The sequence below is a fragment of the Pedobacter sp. V48 genome (assembly GCF_000523515.1).
Classification (GTDB): domain Bacteria; phylum Bacteroidota; class Bacteroidia; order Sphingobacteriales; family Sphingobacteriaceae; genus Pedobacter.
The window spans coordinates 32,678-50,760 of record NZ_AWRU01000030.1; the positions used below are offsets into that span (position 1 = coordinate 32,678).

14 protein-coding genes and 1 pseudogene are annotated in these 18,083 nt (G+C 37.3%); 3 read left to right on the forward strand and 12 right to left on the reverse strand.

All coding sequences use genetic code 11. The annotated features are described in order from the left end of the window. Window positions 1–18 precede the first annotated feature (18 nt). The 4 genes from N824_RS20195 to N824_RS20210 all read right to left on the reverse strand — a co-directional run bounded on the left by N824_RS20195 (window position 19) and on the right by N824_RS20210 (window position 6,196). Window positions 19–2,787, reverse strand: a complete 2,769-nt coding sequence (locus tag N824_RS20195; protein WP_048906963.1) for an outer membrane beta-barrel protein — start codon at window positions 2,785–2,787, stop codon at window positions 19–21. A gap of 50 nt (window positions 2,788–2,837) precedes the next feature. Next, the gene (locus tag N824_RS20200; RefSeq protein ID WP_048907023.1) at window positions 2,838–3,704 is read right to left on the reverse strand and encodes a hypothetical protein; all 867 of its coding nucleotides are present in this window, start codon (window positions 3,702–3,704) and stop codon (window positions 2,838–2,840) included. A gap of 142 nt (window positions 3,705–3,846) precedes the next feature. Next, window positions 3,847–4,863, reverse strand: coding sequence for a cytochrome d ubiquinol oxidase subunit II (locus N824_RS20205; protein ID WP_048907024.1), 1,017 nt, complete (start codon window positions 4,861–4,863; stop codon window positions 3,847–3,849). 4 nt (window positions 4,864–4,867) lie between these two features. Further along, window positions 4,868–6,196, reverse strand: a complete 1,329-nt coding sequence (locus tag N824_RS20210) for a cytochrome ubiquinol oxidase subunit I (RefSeq protein WP_048906964.1) — start codon at window positions 6,194–6,196, stop codon at window positions 4,868–4,870. 257 nt (window positions 6,197–6,453) lie between these two features. Between N824_RS20210 and N824_RS20215 the strand changes: the two genes are divergently transcribed. After that, on the forward strand, window positions 6,454–6,813 hold the full coding sequence (locus N824_RS20215) for a hypothetical protein (protein WP_048906965.1): 360 nt from the start codon (window positions 6,454–6,456) through the stop codon (window positions 6,811–6,813). A 35-nt stretch (window positions 6,814–6,848) separates the two neighbouring features. Next, window positions 6,849–7,238 (forward strand): hypothetical protein, encoded by a 390-nt coding sequence (locus N824_RS20220; RefSeq protein WP_048906966.1) that lies wholly within the window; start codon window positions 6,849–6,851, stop codon window positions 7,236–7,238. Between the two features lie 5 nt (window positions 7,239–7,243). Here the strand turns inward: N824_RS20220 and N824_RS20225 are convergent, their stop codons facing one another. After that, window positions 7,244–9,808, reverse strand: a complete 2,565-nt coding sequence (locus N824_RS20225; protein WP_052334227.1) for a M1 family aminopeptidase — start codon at window positions 9,806–9,808, stop codon at window positions 7,244–7,246. Window positions 9,809–9,925: 117 nt separating this feature from the next. Between N824_RS20225 and N824_RS20230 the strand changes: the two genes are divergently transcribed. Then, entirely contained in the window at window positions 9,926–10,774 is an 849-nt protein-coding gene (locus N824_RS20230; RefSeq protein ID WP_048906967.1) for a DUF2911 domain-containing protein, read from the forward strand. Between the two features lie 65 nt (window positions 10,775–10,839). Here the strand turns inward: N824_RS20230 and N824_RS20235 are convergent, their stop codons facing one another. From N824_RS20235 to N824_RS20260, 7 genes and pseudogenes are all read right to left on the reverse strand, one after another. After that, the gene (locus tag N824_RS20235; RefSeq protein WP_048906968.1) at window positions 10,840–11,820 is read right to left on the reverse strand and encodes an exo-alpha-sialidase; all 981 of its coding nucleotides are present in this window, start codon (window positions 11,818–11,820) and stop codon (window positions 10,840–10,842) included. A 57-nt stretch (window positions 11,821–11,877) separates the two neighbouring features. Next, window positions 11,878–13,585, reverse strand: a pseudogene (locus N824_RS20240) (sodium:solute symporter). Beyond that, on the reverse strand, window positions 13,582–13,731 hold the full coding sequence (locus tag N824_RS33205) for a hypothetical protein (RefSeq protein ID WP_172659566.1): 150 nt from the start codon (window positions 13,729–13,731) through the stop codon (window positions 13,582–13,584). Before N824_RS33205 ends, N824_RS20240 begins: the two are co-directional and overlap by 4 nt. A 12-nt stretch (window positions 13,732–13,743) precedes the next feature. Then, a complete protein-coding gene (locus N824_RS20245) occupies window positions 13,744–16,182 on the reverse strand; it encodes a PIG-L family deacetylase (protein ID WP_048906969.1) in 2,439 nt (812 codons plus the stop codon). Window positions 16,183–16,304: 122 nt separating this feature from the next. Beyond that, window positions 16,305–16,904 (reverse strand): LEA type 2 family protein, encoded by a 600-nt coding sequence (locus tag N824_RS20250; RefSeq protein ID WP_048906970.1) that lies wholly within the window; start codon window positions 16,902–16,904, stop codon window positions 16,305–16,307. Between the two features lie 48 nt (window positions 16,905–16,952). After that, window positions 16,953–17,384 (reverse strand): DoxX family protein, encoded by a 432-nt coding sequence (locus N824_RS20255; RefSeq protein WP_048906971.1) that lies wholly within the window; start codon window positions 17,382–17,384, stop codon window positions 16,953–16,955. A gap of 50 nt (window positions 17,385–17,434) precedes the next feature. Further along, a complete protein-coding gene (locus tag N824_RS20260) occupies window positions 17,435–18,040 on the reverse strand; it encodes a TetR/AcrR family transcriptional regulator (protein ID WP_048906972.1) in 606 nt (201 codons plus the stop codon). Window positions 18,041–18,083 lie beyond the last annotated feature (43 nt).

Genomic DNA, 18,083 nt, shown 5'->3' on the forward strand with positions numbered 1-18,083 from the left:
CACCTAAAAAATCAAGCCCTACATGAAGCTTCCGTCTCCACGGCGCATAATGCCTCTACCACCACGGCCTTGAGAACCAGACCATTTTTGCAATCTCATACTCAGTTTAAGCATAAAGTATCGACTGATGGGATTTACTCTTGTATTTATATAACCGCCATCATCTGGTTGCTGTGTTCTTAGAAAATTATTCTGATTTAAAATGTCAAATGCCTGAAAAGTGATCTGGCCTCTCCGGTTAAACAGTTGACGTTCCAAACTTGCATTTATCACTAAAGGGCTATTATTTGTATTTCCGACTATACCATTTATGAACTGCTTACTGCCGTTGTAACCCAACATCCATACGTCCCATAAATATAATCTTCCATCTAAGTTAAGAGAAAGCGTGTTGATTTCATTATTACCGGAACGAAGTGTTGAATTAGATTTTTCGTTTTTGTATCCGATGTTCGGATTGATTTCGAACCATTCTGTAGGATTAATTTTTGGGCCAAAACGCTGATCGAAAGAAGTAATATCAGTAGTATTCAAGATACCGTCCCGCATACTCAGACTATGATTATAACTCACCGTACCATTAAGTTGCAAATTATACTTTCTGTTGTTGAGTTGCTTACTGATGTTGTAATTACCGGTTAGTCTATATACCCCACTAACATTCAAAAAGCGTGTTTCATTAATTTTACTGCCAGGGAGGTTTGGATCTGGATTATCAACAGTTGCCACATTTCTGATTACGGCATTTTCCGTATATGCCCCATTTACATTTAGTGAAAGATTGAGTTTGGAGTTTGCAATATAATTATTGTAATCACCTCTTAAAGTATGCACAAAAGTGGCTATCAGGTCTGGATTACCAATAACCGGATTATTTGGATTTGTTACATCCCTTACCGGTTGTATCTGATCAAATGTTGGTTCTACTGCATTTCCTGAATAGTTCAGGGATACTCTTTGTTGTCTACTCCAACGATATTCAAATCTTGCAATAGGGATCAAGTTAAAACTAGTCCGGTTTGTTGTCGTACCCAGACTTACTTTAGTGCCGGATAATAAAGCTGGCACACCTGTTAAACCAACAGAAAAACGAACTTTGGAAGCATTAGTCATTCCATATCTAAAATTCAACGCCACCCGGCCCTGTGTAAAGGAATAATTATAAATGTTGCTTAATGAGTCTATAATACCTGAAACGCCTCCATCTAAAATATCCCTTGTCGTCGCGGTATTGTCATAACCATTATAATTTATCTGGGCATTCACCTCGAATTGAGTATTGATTCCAAGAGGCTCAACATAAGTCATACTTCCGCGATAATTATCACGTCGATTCTTACGTGCTATAATCTGATTAATTATAGAATCTTTCCCGTCTTGCGTCGCTTCAGTATAAAAAGTTGTGAAATTGTATCTTTCCTGCTCATTATCCTGATTATTTTTATTCAAATCTATCTGGGTTGAAAAATTCCTTCTGTATTTTTTAAATAGATGCTGATAAAAAGCAGAAATACCAAATTGAGGCGCAGTGCTGGAATTTGAATTTGTTATGCGGCGGTCCTGATCCAGACCCATTGAAAGACTACTACCCCTTTGGCTTAAAGTTGAAGAACCATTATTATCAGTAGAATTAGACTGAAAAGTCGGGACAATTTTAAGGTAATTACTTGAGTCCAGGTTTACTTCAAATTCAAGCTTAAAATTATGATTATTTGATTTTTGCAAACCTGTATTTGAACTGTTGGAGTGCAATTGCCCATTATTTAAAATACTTAGGGATTCGGTCTCATTCAAATTGTCTCCATTGGAATTTTGAAATTGATAGCCCAGATTATAGTCTATTTTTTTCCCGATTTTATCACGCAAACTAAATCTGGCATTTGCATTCTTTGTTGTGCCACTTAATGCATTAAGATTAATTGCATCTTTATAATTCCCGTTTATACCAATCTGTTGATTTCCGTTAATTCGAGTAGCAAATAATCCAGCTTCCTTTCTTTCCTTACTGCCTCCAGCGGTGTTCAGATTCACCATATTTCCAACAGACTTATCTGTTCTTGTAGTAATATTCAATATTTTTTCAGGATCCCCATCCTTTACGCCTGTACGGGCCGCCTGATCACCATAGTCATCAACAATCTGAATTTTATCAACGATCTCAGCAGGAAGATTTTTAATTGCATTTGCGATGTCACCTCCAAGATATTCCTTTCCATTCAATTTGGCCTTAGTAACTGCCTCTCCCTGATGGACTAAACTTCCATCAGTACCTACCTCCATACCCTCCATCTTTTTCAGCAGTTCGTCTACAGTAGCATTCTTTCGAACAATGTAATCGCTGGCCTTGTATTCAACTGTATCTGTTTTATAGGTAATAGAAGGGGTTCCATTAATAACTACTTCATTCAAAGTATTATGCTCTTCTTTAAGAACTATTGGATCCATCACAATCCTTGGGCTTGTGTCGTTTTGTTTAAAACGCATTGCTGGGGTATTAACATACCCAATACTCTGAACTACAATAATGTAAGTTGCTGACTTTACATTTCTAAAAACAAATACACCATCATTATTAGTACTGGTTTTTAGGGTATCCTTGTCGGAAGTTAAACTAACAGTTGCGCCAATTACTCCTAGGTCTGTAGAATCCTTTACAATTCCACTTATCTCACGCGTGGGCAAGGGTGGAGGAGGGTTTTGTTGCCCCTGTGCATAAAGTACTACAGAACTGAATACCAGTAGAAATAATACAATAGCAGGTCTCAATGCATTATATAAATAATTCATTTTTTGTTTGTGTGGTTTATTTGTGTGTGAGTAGTATCTATGTATACAGCTTATTTAAGGATATATTTTCCCCAAAAATCTGTTGGGCTGGTTAGTGCTTGAAAATCAATTCCAGAACGTCTAGGGCCGAAGTTACCACCGCCCCCGCCGCCTCTATTACCACCAAAACCGCCTCTTCCTCCTCCGTCGCCTTCACCGCCGCCTCCATCTGGCCTCTGAAATTGTAAACCATTCAACTTTATATTATATGCAAATTCCTTTGTTGCATCTTTCGAAATGCCCAACTCTTCAAATGGGATTGCCAATTCGTAGAAGAATGCTTTATCATTCCCTATACTAGCAAATGCCTTTATACCTAAATCGTTATAAACGGAAATAAGGGTATCGGTTGTTTTTTTAAACCCGCTGATCTTAATTTCCTTGACCTGACTTAATTGCCTTTTTTGCATTACAGCCATCATAGAATCTCTTTGTTCAGGAGTTTGAGTTCCTCCTCCACCTCCGCCCAGTATGGCACCCATTTGGCGCCGTCCGCCTCCCTGTCCACCACCTTGTGCAGGACGGTTAATCAATGGATATGTAAGTGTAATGCTTTCCTTTTCTTTCTTTTTTCCTTCAGTATTTATAGCAAGCGTAATTCCACCGGCAAGAATCTTTGAATTATTTGCTACATCAGTTGATTTAATTACAAGGTATAAGTTCTTATCATCGTTACTTATCGTATATAAAATACTGGTCCGTTTATTTTCGGCCTGAAAAGTATCGTTCCATTCTGTATTTCTTCCATCAACTTTTATGTTAGTCGGAGCAGTTACACTACCTTCCTGCACATCTTTAAGTTTTTGTGCTTGCACTGTCATGCAAAAACCAGCTAGCAATAAAGTGTTTGCTGTGATTTTTAAGAATATTGATTTCATATTTGGTGAAAGTTTTGTCATTAACTATAGCTTTGGAATTATGACTAACTAAACCTGCTTAGGTTTAATCCTAATGACCAATTTTAGCGGTTAATATTCTTGTTACAATCAATTTTACAATAGCATTCCACCTCAATACAAATTAATGGGCTTCCTGTACTTCCTTTTTTTGTTGAAATATGTAGATCAGATAAACTAGGGCCGGCAGAATAAATATACTGCCAATCAATAAGGCGTAACCTAATGTATCTATCGCCTTTGCTTGTCCCTGATGGGTAAGTAACGATAAATTAGCCCCATTTTTAAGGAGTACGATGTCTGGAAAATGGCTGTATGTAGCAGCAAATAAGATCATAGCAACCTGAAATCCTGCAAGTAAACGAAGCAATATGGGCTTCTTCCGCTGAAGTAAGAAAAACATAATAATCAATGAAATACTTGCAGCAATAATGGCGATCAAACCCAAAGTATCTCCAAAAATCCAACTTGCTAATGGGATGTTTTCATGATAAGCGGCGACAAAAACTAGTGCTCCACAAAACATAACCGTATAAATTGTCCGCCTTGCTTTTCCGATAAAGAAGCTTCTGTCATCGTCAGCCGCCTGCCCTATGATAAAAATAGTGGCCAAAAAGCCACATATACTAACTGTAAATACACCAACCGAAACAGAGAACCAGTTTAGCCAGCTAAAAACATAGGCTGAAAGAAAATCTTGTGCCTGAACATCTATTTGACCCGATACAGAACTGGCAGCAATTATTCCAAGGAAAAATGGGGTGATTAAGCTTGAATAAATAAAAATTGGGGTATATACCTTTTGCATATCATCCTTAACGGCATCATAGTTTCTAAATACGAAGGCAGTTCCGCGGGCAATAATACCAAGCAACATACATACTAATGGAATATGCAGATAGATTGAAACTGTAGTATAAATTTTAGGGAACCCAACAAAAAGGATAACAATAGCAATAATTAACCACATATGATTTGCTTCCCATATAGGGCCAATAGCTTCATACATAGTTTTACGCGTTTTAGATCGATTACCTTTGGAAGTAAACAATTCTATAATTCCCGCACCAAAATCTGCACCACCTAATAGGATATATAATAGAATTGATGTCCACAGGAAAACAATAACAACATAGATCATAATATTAATTTTTAGGTAGTTTGGAAGTAGAATCATATAATTTACCAACCATCGTAATCTGACGGTACAGCAATAAACTCACTATAATAGCCAACGAAATGTATACTCCAGTAAAGAGATAGAAGGAATAAGCAATTCCAGGCATTGGCGTTGCAGCATCTGCAGTCCGCATAACACCGTTGATAATCCAGGGTTGTCGTCCAACCTCTGTTACTGTCCACCCTGCCTCCAAAGCTATAAATCCCATAGGAGTTGCAATTACAAAAAGCTTTAATAGCCAGTTACTCTTAAGCCATTGCCTCTTTTTCCAAAGGGCTATAAAGTACAATAAAGCAATGAACACCATTGCCATTCCAAGTCCAACCATAATCTGAAAGGCATAATGTGTTACCGCTACCGGAGGTTGGTCTTCTTTTGGGATCACGTCGAGACCTTTAACTTCTCCATTAAAATCTCCTGTAGTCATAAAACTAAGCAGGCCAGGAATTTTAATTGCATAATCAACTCTTTTATTCGCTGTGTCTGGTATTCCTCCAATAATTAATGGCGCATTTCTTTCTGTATGAAAATGAGCCTCCATAGCAGCGAGTTTTGCCGGCTGCCGATGAGCAACATCCTTGGCAGAAATATCACCACTGATAGGTTGCAAGCAAGCTGCAACTGTTCCAAATACTGCTGCTATTTTAAAAGCCTTACTGTGAAAAAGCACGTTTCTCCCTCTAAGAATCATCAGGGCATGTACACCTGCTACGGCAAATCCGGTAGATACAAATGCAGCAACCGACATATGGAGCGCCTGAGAAAACCAGGCGTCATTAAACATTGCCTTTATAGGATCTATGTTTAAATACTTGCCATCTACAAAGTCAAAACCTGCAGGGCTGTTCATCCAGGCATTTGCAGCAACCACAAGAATTCCTGACAATAACCCGCTTATTCCTACAACAACACCAGTAACCCAGTGAAACCAGGGGTTTAACTTGTCCCATCCATATAAATAAAACCCAAGGGCTATCGCTTCAATAAAAAATGCCGTCCCCTCTAAAGAAAACGGCATTCCAAATATAGGACCTGCGTGCTCCATAAATGTTGGCCACAGGAGTCCTAGTTCAAAAGATAATACCGTTCCCGAAACCGCTCCCGTTGCAAAAAATATTGCAACACCCTTGCTCCAGGCTTTTGTAACGTCCTTATAGACAACCTTTTTTGTTTTTAGCCAGTAAAAATGAGCAACTGACATAAAAAAGGGCATCACCATACCAATACATGCAAAAACAATGTGAAAGCCAAGAGAGAAGGCCATCTGGAGTCGGGCAGCTAAAAAATCGTCCATAGTTAGGGTTTAATAAACGTTAGTCGCTAAAAGAAATAGTCAAGCAAAAGTACGTGTTTTAAGCACAGGAACCCAATTTCTTACCGTATTTCAGGCAATACTTTTATGATTATTTCAATAAGCTTACAATTCCTTAAAAGAATTATATTTCTTTATAAGAAATAAAAACCAAACTTAAAAGAAAATAAATTTGTTTAAAGAGATATTTACAAATACGTTTGACATCTGTTGATCGCTAACATTTTAAAAGATAACTGATGAATACACTGAAGTTTAAATACGTCCTTACTATTATTGGAATTATATTTTTAACTGCGTCTTGCAAGAAGAATAAACCTAACGAAGAAAAACCTGTTGAACCGGATATTAAAGATCCTGTTAAAAAACAATTTATCCCCATAAAACTGGAATCGGAAAATCTGGATATTAACCTTAAATACATCGAAAAATCTGCTCTTATTTCAGAAGTTAATAGTTCCGATGGCTACAGTGTTAAAATAAGTTACCTAGATCAATTACCGTTTGAATGTCTTAAATACAAAAGCAACATACCTTTTAAATCAATTTATTTTAGAAAAACAGCCAATACAGATTTAAAGGTTACATTTTCAACATAGATGGAAAAGTAGATACACCTACCGGCGCTCTGGTATTGACAAGAAACAATAAGGAACAACTGATTTCTATTCAAGCATCAGGCGACGGCCCTCATATCCATAGTATATGGTCATATAGCCCAGCTGGAAATGTATCAGGTATTATCGTAAAAGGTTCTCCTAGTGATACGTCTCCTATTAAATATACCCATGATGAAAAAAATGGAGTCTTCAAGAATGTACAGCATGCTCAATTGTTATTTCTGGAAATGGGCTACAGCTTTTTTTGTGCCGATGTAAACAATAGATTAAGCTATTCAAATACAGATAAGCCGCTTGAAAATACCGATTTCAGTTATCAATACAATAGTGATGATTATCCTAAACAGATCACAATGCTTCAAAGTAAGCAAACTTTTAAGATCACCTATACCGAACTTAAATAATGGCCTTATTCTTTTAATAATTTTTGTGCTCTAAATAAATTATCAGAACACTGAAGAATTTTAGCCTTCAACTTTGGATTATAGCGGGGGTTCTTTTCCAAAAAGTCTTGAACAATTTTTAGGGCCTCCGCGCGCTGATAATACCCAAAGGTAGATTGAAGCCAGTTTTGAGGGAAAAAGATATCTCCTGTTTTTTGTATTTCAGCCAACATATCCAGACTCTTCGCTAAATATTTAAACGAACTAGTTTGTCTTAGTGGGTGATGAAGATAATATAAAGCAGCCCCCACATTTGATTCCTTTTCTCTATTCGATTTTAGTTCAAGACTCTTAAAAAAGGCATCCCTTTTTGTTTCTGCAGAAGATACAGCTGGCATAATAAATTCAAACCTCTTTCGTCTATCCCCATTGTTTATTCGCTTAAGCTGCTTACCAAGAATCGAACTATCAGCATCTCTCAATACAAGTGAAAAGGCCAATGAGGTATAATCATCTTCTGTTAGCTTTAATCCTGCAGGAATTTTCTGACTTTCCCAAATTCGGTGTAACCTTTCACCGGCGTTAGCCGATAGATATATGTCTTGGTAGGTTTTAAAAAGCACCTTCTTGTTATTAGGCAAACTTTGCTTCTGCATACTGTTCCACAAATTGCTTTCCAATGATGTGGATACACCAGTACGTTCAGGCGCTGAAATGAATCCCCAATAAATACTACTGATATAATTGGTCATCAGTTTCAGGTTTAGCTCTTCTTTTTCCTGATCCAGCCAATTTACAAACAGATTTAACAGCTCCGATGGTTTAATATACCGCCCACTTAACATATTCTCATACAAGGAAATATAGGCAGCAGCCCTGCTCAAAGGCTTATCAATCAAATATATCTCATTAAACATTTTTTTATCCAATGGCCAAAGACCATACCCTTGTCCTGATGAGTTAAACAGAACAAAGGATGGCACATCCATTCCTTCTGCAGCTTTTAATCTCACTTCTTTATTATTGAAGCTCACTGTTAGTTCTTTACTATAACCAGGATAATAAAGAGTTACTTCTATTAATTGTGGCCAAATCCTATTTGGGCCATACTCTGGCTTCTGCTTAATTATGAACTCACTAATTTTATTATCTACAGCTTTAACCGTATAGTCAACCAAAGGCCTTCCCGCCTCATTTACCCAAACCTTATTCCATTTATTTAAATCATGCTCCGAATGTTTGTCAAGGATTGTGATTAGATCTGGCCAAGAAGCATTTTTATTGGCAAATTTCTTCAGGTATTCCTGCACACCTAATTGAAATTTCTCCTTTCCCATTAAGCGCTCCAACTGTCTCATCATTATTGGAGCTTTATGGTAAATGATATTTCCATAAAGTGTTCCTGCATCTTTTAAATTATCTAAATCTTGTCTTATTGGATTTGAACCCGTAGTACGATCTACACCGTAAGCTGCAGGGAAATGATCTATCAAAAACTTAAGGTCAAATGCTTCTTTCCCAGTAATAGTGTCCGCACTCTTATCAGCCATAAAATTTGCAAAAACTTCTTTCATCCAAACATCTGTAAACCAATTCATGGTAACCAAATCTCCGAACCACATATGAGCAGTTTCATGAGCTATTAAGTTATTGCGACCATTTAGTTGATCCTTTGTGGCACCTTCATCGAGAAATAAGGCCGACGACTTATACTGAATTGCACCTACATGTTCCATCCCTCCAAACTGAAAATCCGGAATAGCCACAAAACCAAATTTTTGAAAAGGATAAGGAATTCCAGTCCACTGTTCCAGATAACTCAATGACTTCGAATGAATGTTAAATACTTCATTCAAGCTGTTTTTTATAATTAACGAGTCAGTTTCTCGGTACAGAAAATCGGTCAACATGTTTCCGACTTTACCATTTGCAAGTGTAAACTTTCCTGCCGCAAAAGCAAATAAATAAGTACTTAAGGTATCCGATGTATTAAATCGGTAGGTTTTACGGTCGTTTGTAACAACAGAATCTTTTAACGTAGCATTAGCCAGTGCCTTCCAATCGGCTGGGATTTTTAAAGTAAGATTATATGTGGCTTTTAAATCAGGCTGATCAAAGCAAGGAAAAACTGTTCTGGCTCTATCTGGAACAAATAACGTATATAAATAATCACTGTTCCTGTTAAGTGCGGCCTCACCTGCCTCAAAACTCACACTTAGTACATTCTCTCCTTTTTTTAGATATTTTGAATCTATAATGAGGTGTTCATCTTTATGATTCACCACTACGGATATACCATTTACGTCCAAGCTCTTTATCTTTTTAGCATCCTCTCTAAAATCCAGCTGCAATGGATATTTATTAGATCTAAGTTGAAATGCAATTCCTTCTGTAGCATTTATAATCTCACTCCTATTCTTAGGAATGTCCAGTTCGATTTTATAGTTGATATTACTTAAAATAGATTTACGATAAATGGCCAGCTTTTTGGAGACTCCCGTCTCCAATATTGGCTCTGAGACATATTTCGCACCAGAACAAGAAATAAGAAAGAGCGCTAAAATTGCTATTGTATTACGCAAATTGACCATAGCAACGAATTTAAGATTTTGTTGAATTAAAGCATCAAATAAGTGGTAATTTAGCGTCAACAAAACTTAGATCAGTTCTGTTCAAACTGACTGATCACCTAAAACAAATTTATGATCATGAAAAAGACATTAACAACTGTACTGCTTATTGCGCTAGCGGTATCATTACAATCTGAGCTTAAGGCACAAGGTGTAAAAATGCCTCAACCAAGCTCAGGACAAACCATTTCTCAGGATTTTGGTCTGGGTAAAGTAACCATCAGTTATTCTCGTCCAAACACTAAAGGACGTAAAATCTTTGGCGGACTGGAACCATATGGTTCTGTATGGAGAACCGGTGCTAATTCTGCTACTACCATCGCTTTTACGGAGGCCGTTAAAATTGGAGGAAAAGATCTTGCTGCCGGAGAATATGAATTATTTACCATTCCAGGAGAGAGTGAATGGACCGTAATCATAAACAAAGGATCAAAACAATGGGGTGCCTATGAGTATAAAGAAAGTGATGATATTTTGCGCATAAAGGTTAAGCCAACTAAGCTTAAAGAGAAAGTAGAAACATTTACGATTCAATTTGCTGATGTTTATCCAAATACTGCCAAATTGCAGTTAACGTGGGAAAACACTGCTTTAACGGTTGATTTATCTACTGATTTTGATGCCAAAGTGATGGCAGGTATTGATGAGGCAATGAAAGGAGAGAAAAAACCTTACTTTCAGGCTGCATACTATTACCTTGAAACTGGAAAAGACTTAAGCAAAGCACTTGAATGGGCTACCGCTGCTGAAACTGCAGATCCTAAAGCACCATGGGTTAAATTACTTAAAGGACGTGTTCAATTAAAATCAGGAGATAAGAAAGCTGCTGCTGCTACCGCAGAAGAGGGCATAAAATTAGCGACTGAGATTAAAAACCCTGAATACATTAGATTACATACTGGCTTATTAGCTGAAACAAAAAAATAATATTATCCAAAACATAAATAGAAGACAGGATACCATAAATCAGCATCCTGTCTTTATCTATCCAATTATTCAAGCACTATGTGCTTAATATTCCTTCTATCAAATGTATAGGTGATATGAACCTTGCCATCTTTAGTCTGAATTATTGACGGATAACTGAACTCCTTTTTAGTATCGCCATCTTCGAGTTTTAGAATATCATTCCATTTTTCCCCATCTTCCGACAAAGCGACGTTTAATTTATATCGCCCATTAAACCATTCCTTACCTGGAACAGTTGGATTATAAACAATCATATGCTTACCATCTTTCAATGTTTGAGCATCAGTTCCTGAATTAGGGTTCATCAAAGTGGTAGCGCTTAATTTACCCCATGTTTTCCCACTATCTTCCGACCACGATTCAACAACAACCCCCTGTTTACTGCGACATAATATCTGTAGTTTATGGCCCTCATGAGATAATATACTTGGCTGGATTACATCAAATTTACTATCTGCATCAACAGGTATAATTGTCCATGTTTTACCTCCATCTACAGATCGTTCTATATGCACATTCCACTTATCCTCAGTTTCAGTACTTGATGGAGATAAAATTGTCCCGTCAGCTAACTCAACAGGTTTATTTTTTATTGGTCCCAACACTCCTTCCGGCAAACGGGTTTTAGCAGACCATGTTTTGCCATTATCATCGGATGTTTGCACCATTCCCCACCATTCTCTTGGCGAGGGTCCTTCTTTATAGAACAAAAAAAGTTTTCCCTTCTTTGTTTTAAATAACACCGGATTCCATAAGGGAGAAGACCATTCACCATTCATTTTACCATCGGCAACGGCAACAGGACTAGTCCATTTTCCCTGTTCATTTGTAGATAACCAGATCCTTACATCTTTACTTCCTTCATGACTACCGCCAAACCATGCAGCCATTAAGTTCCCTCCCTCAATTTCAACCAATGTAGATGCATGGCATTGATCAAATGGGGGATTGTTAAATATCTGTTCAGCAGTTACCTTTTTCCATGTATGCTGTCCAAATACCACACCAGTACAAACAGTTAAAACGAAAGCAGTTAAAAAAANATCGKAWSAKATTAAATATTATTTTTCTCCCCCGGCAATTCCTGTTTTCTTCATGATACTCTGAATAATTACCGACAAAAGAACTACCAATAAACACCCAATCACATTTAGCCATAGGTAAGCAACAAGATCAAGTTTACCAATAATTATAATCACCAGTTCCGTTGCTAAAGCTGCAAAAAATACAGCCCTACCATTTACATGCCGCACATAAAAAGCAACTAAAAAAACACCAAGGATGGTACCATAAATATAAGAACCAAGTATGTTCACAGCCTCCAGCAAATTACCTATCTTACTTGCGTAAAGTGCCATAACAATGCAAATCACACCCCAAAACACTGTAGCAAGTCTGGAAGCCTGCAAGTATTCATGATCTGAAGCATCTTTCTTAATCAATCTCTTATAAATATCAATTACTGTTGTAGATGCTAATGAATTTAAGGCACTTGCTGTAGAGCCCATAGAAGCAAGGAATATAATAGCAATCAATAACCCAATAAGTCCCTGTGGCAAATATTGAGTTACAAAACTTAAAAATATATAGTTATTATCTTTTGTATTTGCATGCTCATCATTCTTAACCATTAAGTCTGTAGCTTGTTTTCTTATCGACTTCTCCTTCTCGTCTGCCTGTTGCAATGCCTTTCTCTGCTGGTCAATCAACGATTTATCATCTTTGTCCAAAGCAATATTCATTTTGTTAACCTCAAGCTGTTTTTCTTTAAAAGCCACATCATAGTCTGCCTTTATTTTATTCAGTTCAGGATTATACTTACTATTCTCCAGCTTGTTCAACTCAAAACTGTTAAAGAATATAGGTGGTTTATTATATTGATAAAAAGTAAAAACCAACACGCCTATCAGCAATATCAGGAACTGCATAGGTATTTTAACAAGGCCATTCATCAATAACCCCAGTCTGCTCTGGCTAACAGATGCACCTGATAAATAACGGCCAACCTGACTCTGATCAGTTCCAAAATACGATAATTGTAAAAAGAAACCTCCCAGTAAACCTGTCCATACAGTGTATTGATTATTCGGATCAAAGGTAAAGTCTATTGCATTTGCCCTGCCCATTTTACCAGCTATGTTTATCGCTTTCACAAAGCCAATATCTGCTGGCAGTAAATGAACTACCATAATACCCGCAGCAAACAAACCACAAAATATGATACTCATTTGAAGCATCTGCGTATAAGAAACTGCTTTTGTACCCCCATAAACAGTATAAAATACTACCAGACTTCCAATAAACAAAGTTGTATAAGTAGTATTGATGTTTAAAATAGTAGAAAGGATAATTGAAGGGGCATAAATGGTAATACCAGTAGAAAGCCCTCTTTGCACAAGAAAAAGAAATGCAGTTAAAGCTCTTGTTTTAAGGTCGAACCGTTGTTCAAGATATTCGTAAGCTGTATACACCTTTAAACGATGAAATATAGGTACAAAAGTGATACACAAAACGATCATTGCCAGGGGTACACCAAAATAAAATTGTACAAAKCKSATCCYNGAWSWKNTACGCCAATCCAGGTGCAGATAAAAAAGTAATGGCACTGGCCTGTGTAGCCATAACTGACAGACAAACATGGTACCAGGGCAAAGATTGATTACCGAGCAAATAGCCCTGAATATTTTGAGCCCCACGACTTTTATAAATGCCGTAAACTACAATTACAACGAGTGTAACAATTAATACCGCCCAGTCTATAACACTCATTCGAAGTATTTTGTAAATGCGTAAAAGATCAGGATCAGGAATACAAGCCAGCCTATCAGCAACCGGTAAAACTGTTTCCAGGTTTTAACAAAAGGCGGTAGCTCTTGTTCTGGTTTCTCTGGTACCGGGTTGTCATGTTCTGCCATGCTGTTATTATATTACTTCTTAACTGATATTAAATTCACAAAGAGTCTATAAGCACCAGGTACACCAGCGGGTAGCTGTCTAAAAAATGATAAGCCAGTATAAACAAATCTACCCTTGCCATAATCTGCAATAATTAAAGACCCTGTCTTCTCTCCTTCACCATCATCATGCATACTCAAAAGGGTTCTGTACTTTTGATCAACATCGGTAACAAAATACAATCCCCGCTCCTGTACCCAGCCTTCAAAATCTTTATCTGTAATTTTATTAGGATAGTTCAAAGCAGGATCATTAGATTTTAGTATTGTAACTTTGGCATCTTCTTCTGTTACCCTATCTCGCGACAAGCCGAAAGGGTATGGGCCTAAGTTATCTAATCGCAAAGGGCCATTTACATTATACTGAATCAATAAAGTCCCACCATCATTTACATACTTCATCAGTTTTGGCTGCATGCTTTTAATCTGTTCACTTACATTATATAATCTAACACCAGTAATTATTGCATCAAATCCCGAAAGATCTCCATTTATAACCTGTCCTGCGGTTAAATTAATTACTTCATAACCAATCTGTTTTAGTGACTCAGGAACTAAATCTCCCGCTCCCGCTATATATCCTATGCGTTTTCCTGCCAACTTTAAATCAACCTTATCTACCTTTGCCTCAGCAAACGGAAAAAGTGTTTGAGTGGGTATATGCTCATAGTCTATTACATGTAAAGCATGATTATATGTTTTGCCATCAACAACTACATTTAAAACTAAATTACCGCTAATCTTATTTCCAGCCGGGGTAATTGTAAATTCAACAGTCTGTTCCTCACCTTTTTTAACCAAGTTAAAACTAATATTTTCAGGAGTAACCTTCCATCCCGTGGGAACTGCGGGCCTTAATATACCTACTGCATTATCCTTAAAACTTCTGAGCTGAATAGCTATTCTTTTAGGCTCATTATTAATAAAAACAAATGCCTTTTCACTCATTGTAGCGGTAACAGGAGGCGCAATTACCAAAGGTTTATAAATTTCACCACGGACCTGATCTGTATATTTATAAACTACTGGCCGTTTCTTTTCAATCACCTGATTACCTATTTTGATCCGGAACAGACCACTTAAACCTATCGGGTTTTCTGCAAGGCCTATCTTTGATAATGAATCAACTACATACGAACCTAAAGTATGTTTCTTTTCCAACCAATAAGGCTGAGTAATTCCCACGCCCGAGGTTGATATAGTTTTATCCTGAGAAACGAATTGATTAAGCGGCAAATCAAAAGAAGCTTTGCTATTAATTTCCTCAATACTAATCTTTAAGGGAAAACCTTGTTTAGCCCTTGCAATGGCCTGTATTCTAACATCAACAGGGGCATCTAACGCGTAAGATGAACTTGCCGCAGCGCTTTCAAACCAGATTCCCGCACATGCGAGGATCAAATCATCCAGTAAATCTTGTTTAAAAGGCCTTCCTTTTACCAGTTGTTTTAGCTTTAAAAGTTTTATTACCGATTTAGATGGATCGGCAACATCGTATTCTGCATTTATTTCAGAAACAAGTTTTTGTACCTCTCCATTTCCAGAATTTCGGTTAAGGGTAAAATCTACCCCCTCAAATATATCTTTCGAAGCCTTTTCACCAGCTACATAACTAAAAAACTCTATAGCTGATCCACGTTGTCTGGAAGAACCAAAGCCCTGACTTCTATGATTAGATCTACTTTCGGCAGCAATTTCTCCATAACTTTTACCCAATAAAGCATTATACCCGCCCACATCAATTTTTAACTGGTCATCTGAGGTCGTATTATTCCCTCCAAAGTTAAAGGTATTCCAAAGAATACGTTTTGTCTGCCATGTTTTTACAAAAGCAAGTTGTTCGGGAAATTGCTTAGGATCAGCTGCTGCTATAAAAGCTTCATGAGCCAATATTGCAGAACCAGAATGGTGTCCATGGCCTGCGCGTGAATCTTCGGGAAAGCGGGTAATGATCACGTCCGGCTGAAACTTACGAATCACCCAGACTACATCTGCCAGTATTTTTGATTTATCCCAGATCTTAAAACTCTCATCAGAATTCTTCGAAAACCCAAAATCGTTTGCTCTTGTAAAGAACTGTTCTGCACCATCTGTACGTCTGGCAGCCAACAATTCCTGGGTACGGATCAGCCCAAGTAATTCAGCCTGTTCATTACCGATCAGATTTTGTCCCCCATCACCCCTGGTTAATGATAAATAACCAGCTCTAACTTTTTTCTCTTTCGCCAGATAGCCCAATAAACGGGTATTTTCATCATCAGGATGTGCGGCAATATATAACACACTACCAACAACATTCAATCCTTCAAGGCCTTGTTTAATCTCAGCAGCATTAAGCTGCTGCATATTCTGGGCTTTAATTAGCGAAGGAACCAGTACAGTAAGCAGGAACAGGCATAAACGTAACTTCATATACACATCTTAGATTACATTTTATGTAACCTCAAGATAGCCCGAAAATAATTAAAAAACATTAATCCGAAGTGTTATTAAAAACTAAACTCCGTAACAATCCTGCAAAAATACTACGGTTCTTATAGGAGAATTTTACTGCTTACTTCTTTATCAATAGTAATAAAACCCGGATATTTCACTAATCCACCGGCCACTTTAATACTTGGTCTGATTTTAAGTGTAAGTATCCCTTTCTTTTCGGGTCCATTCTTTCCAGATTGAATAAACTCAGTGATCTCCCTCATTACCTTGCTGTCAGAGATAAACGGATAGACGTTTATCTCCATGTCAACAGGTACTACTGTAGCCTGTCCTGCAGCAACATTTACTTCCTGATTTACAAAACCAGTAGCAAGCTCCTGTCTGTTAATTAATATTTTGTATTCAAACTGATTAATGGAAGCATCATCACCTGAAGGGTTTTTCACTTCCAGGTTCAAACGAGCTCTTAATGGAACATCTTTTCTCAGTAATCCCAGAGCTAGTCCTGGAAGGCTACCCAAATTAATATCCTGATTGCTGATCATCTTTTTGACATCAGCTCCCGCCAGAGTAATCTCATCAGCAGAAGTGATCCTATATTTACATCTTTCAAGTGCTTTTATTTGTCGCGCCTGTTTGTTTATACCACAACCAGCTATCCCTATCGCCATCAGGCAAACTAATAATATCTTTTTCATAACAGCTATAACGGATTATTCAGTAAAATTATACAAATAGATTTTTCACTACCGTCTGCGGCCATTCATATTACGGCTTATCAAATGATCAATACTATATTTACCAGGACCAGCAACAAGTAAAAATAAGTACGTAAGCAGGTAATGGAATGCAAGTTCCTTTTTCTCAAATGCGTCCGGTGCGTGAATAACAAGAGCGGCTACAAGCATAAGTATAATCAGAGGTATTACGGCAAATCTGGTTCCCAGACCTAACAAAACTAAAACTGAACATACAACTTCAGCGAACACGGTTAATACTAGAGAAGCTGTTTGACCAAGACCTATAGGATCAGCAAACTGAATCTCACCTCCTGCCAAAAGCCATGGTAATTTTTGAAGACCATGTGTAAGCATAAATGCGGCAATAGCAATACGTGTAATAAGCAGCATAAAATGTACGCCCTCATTGTTGAAATTAGTGTTAAATAGTTTTCTCATGTTTAAACTTTCAGTTTTTCAGTTAATGATAAATATAGAAATTTTGATGATTATTTAATTGTAAGTGATTTAATAAATCCCGAAATCGCATCCTGAAGGATCAATTTCTTCTCCGGATCAGGCTTTCCTACCTTCTGGATCATCTCTATTGAAACCAAACCGTGCAGAATTGAGAGATAAGTATGATACTTTAGAAAATAGTTGGTTTCGGTATTATTACTAGAAGCAATTGCTTCCTGAATAGTTGTGATCATAATACCTGTCATGTATTTCATTTCGGCAATTTGATTTACCATTTCACATGCAGGTATTCCAAGGCCAAACATTAACTGATAGTATTCCTTATGTTCAAAGGCGAAGTCCCAGTAAGCGTGAGCAATTGCCTCCAGTTGTTCGGATGGTTCAGTATATTTATTCTTTACTTCGAGTAGCGCATCTGCGAGTTTTTGAAACCCCTCTTTAGTAAATTCTAAAAGAATGGCTTCCTTATTTTCGAAATGATTGTAGATGACCGGAATACTGTATTCAATGGCATCAGCAATTTTACGAATAGATAAAGATTGCCAGCCGTCAGTGAGCACTTGTAGCCAGGCAGCTTCAAGTATGCTAGCCCTGAACTCTTCCTTTTGTCTGATTTTACGTTCTGCAATTCCCATACTAGTTTAATTTTAGTTAACAGTGTTAACAAAAGTAATGGGT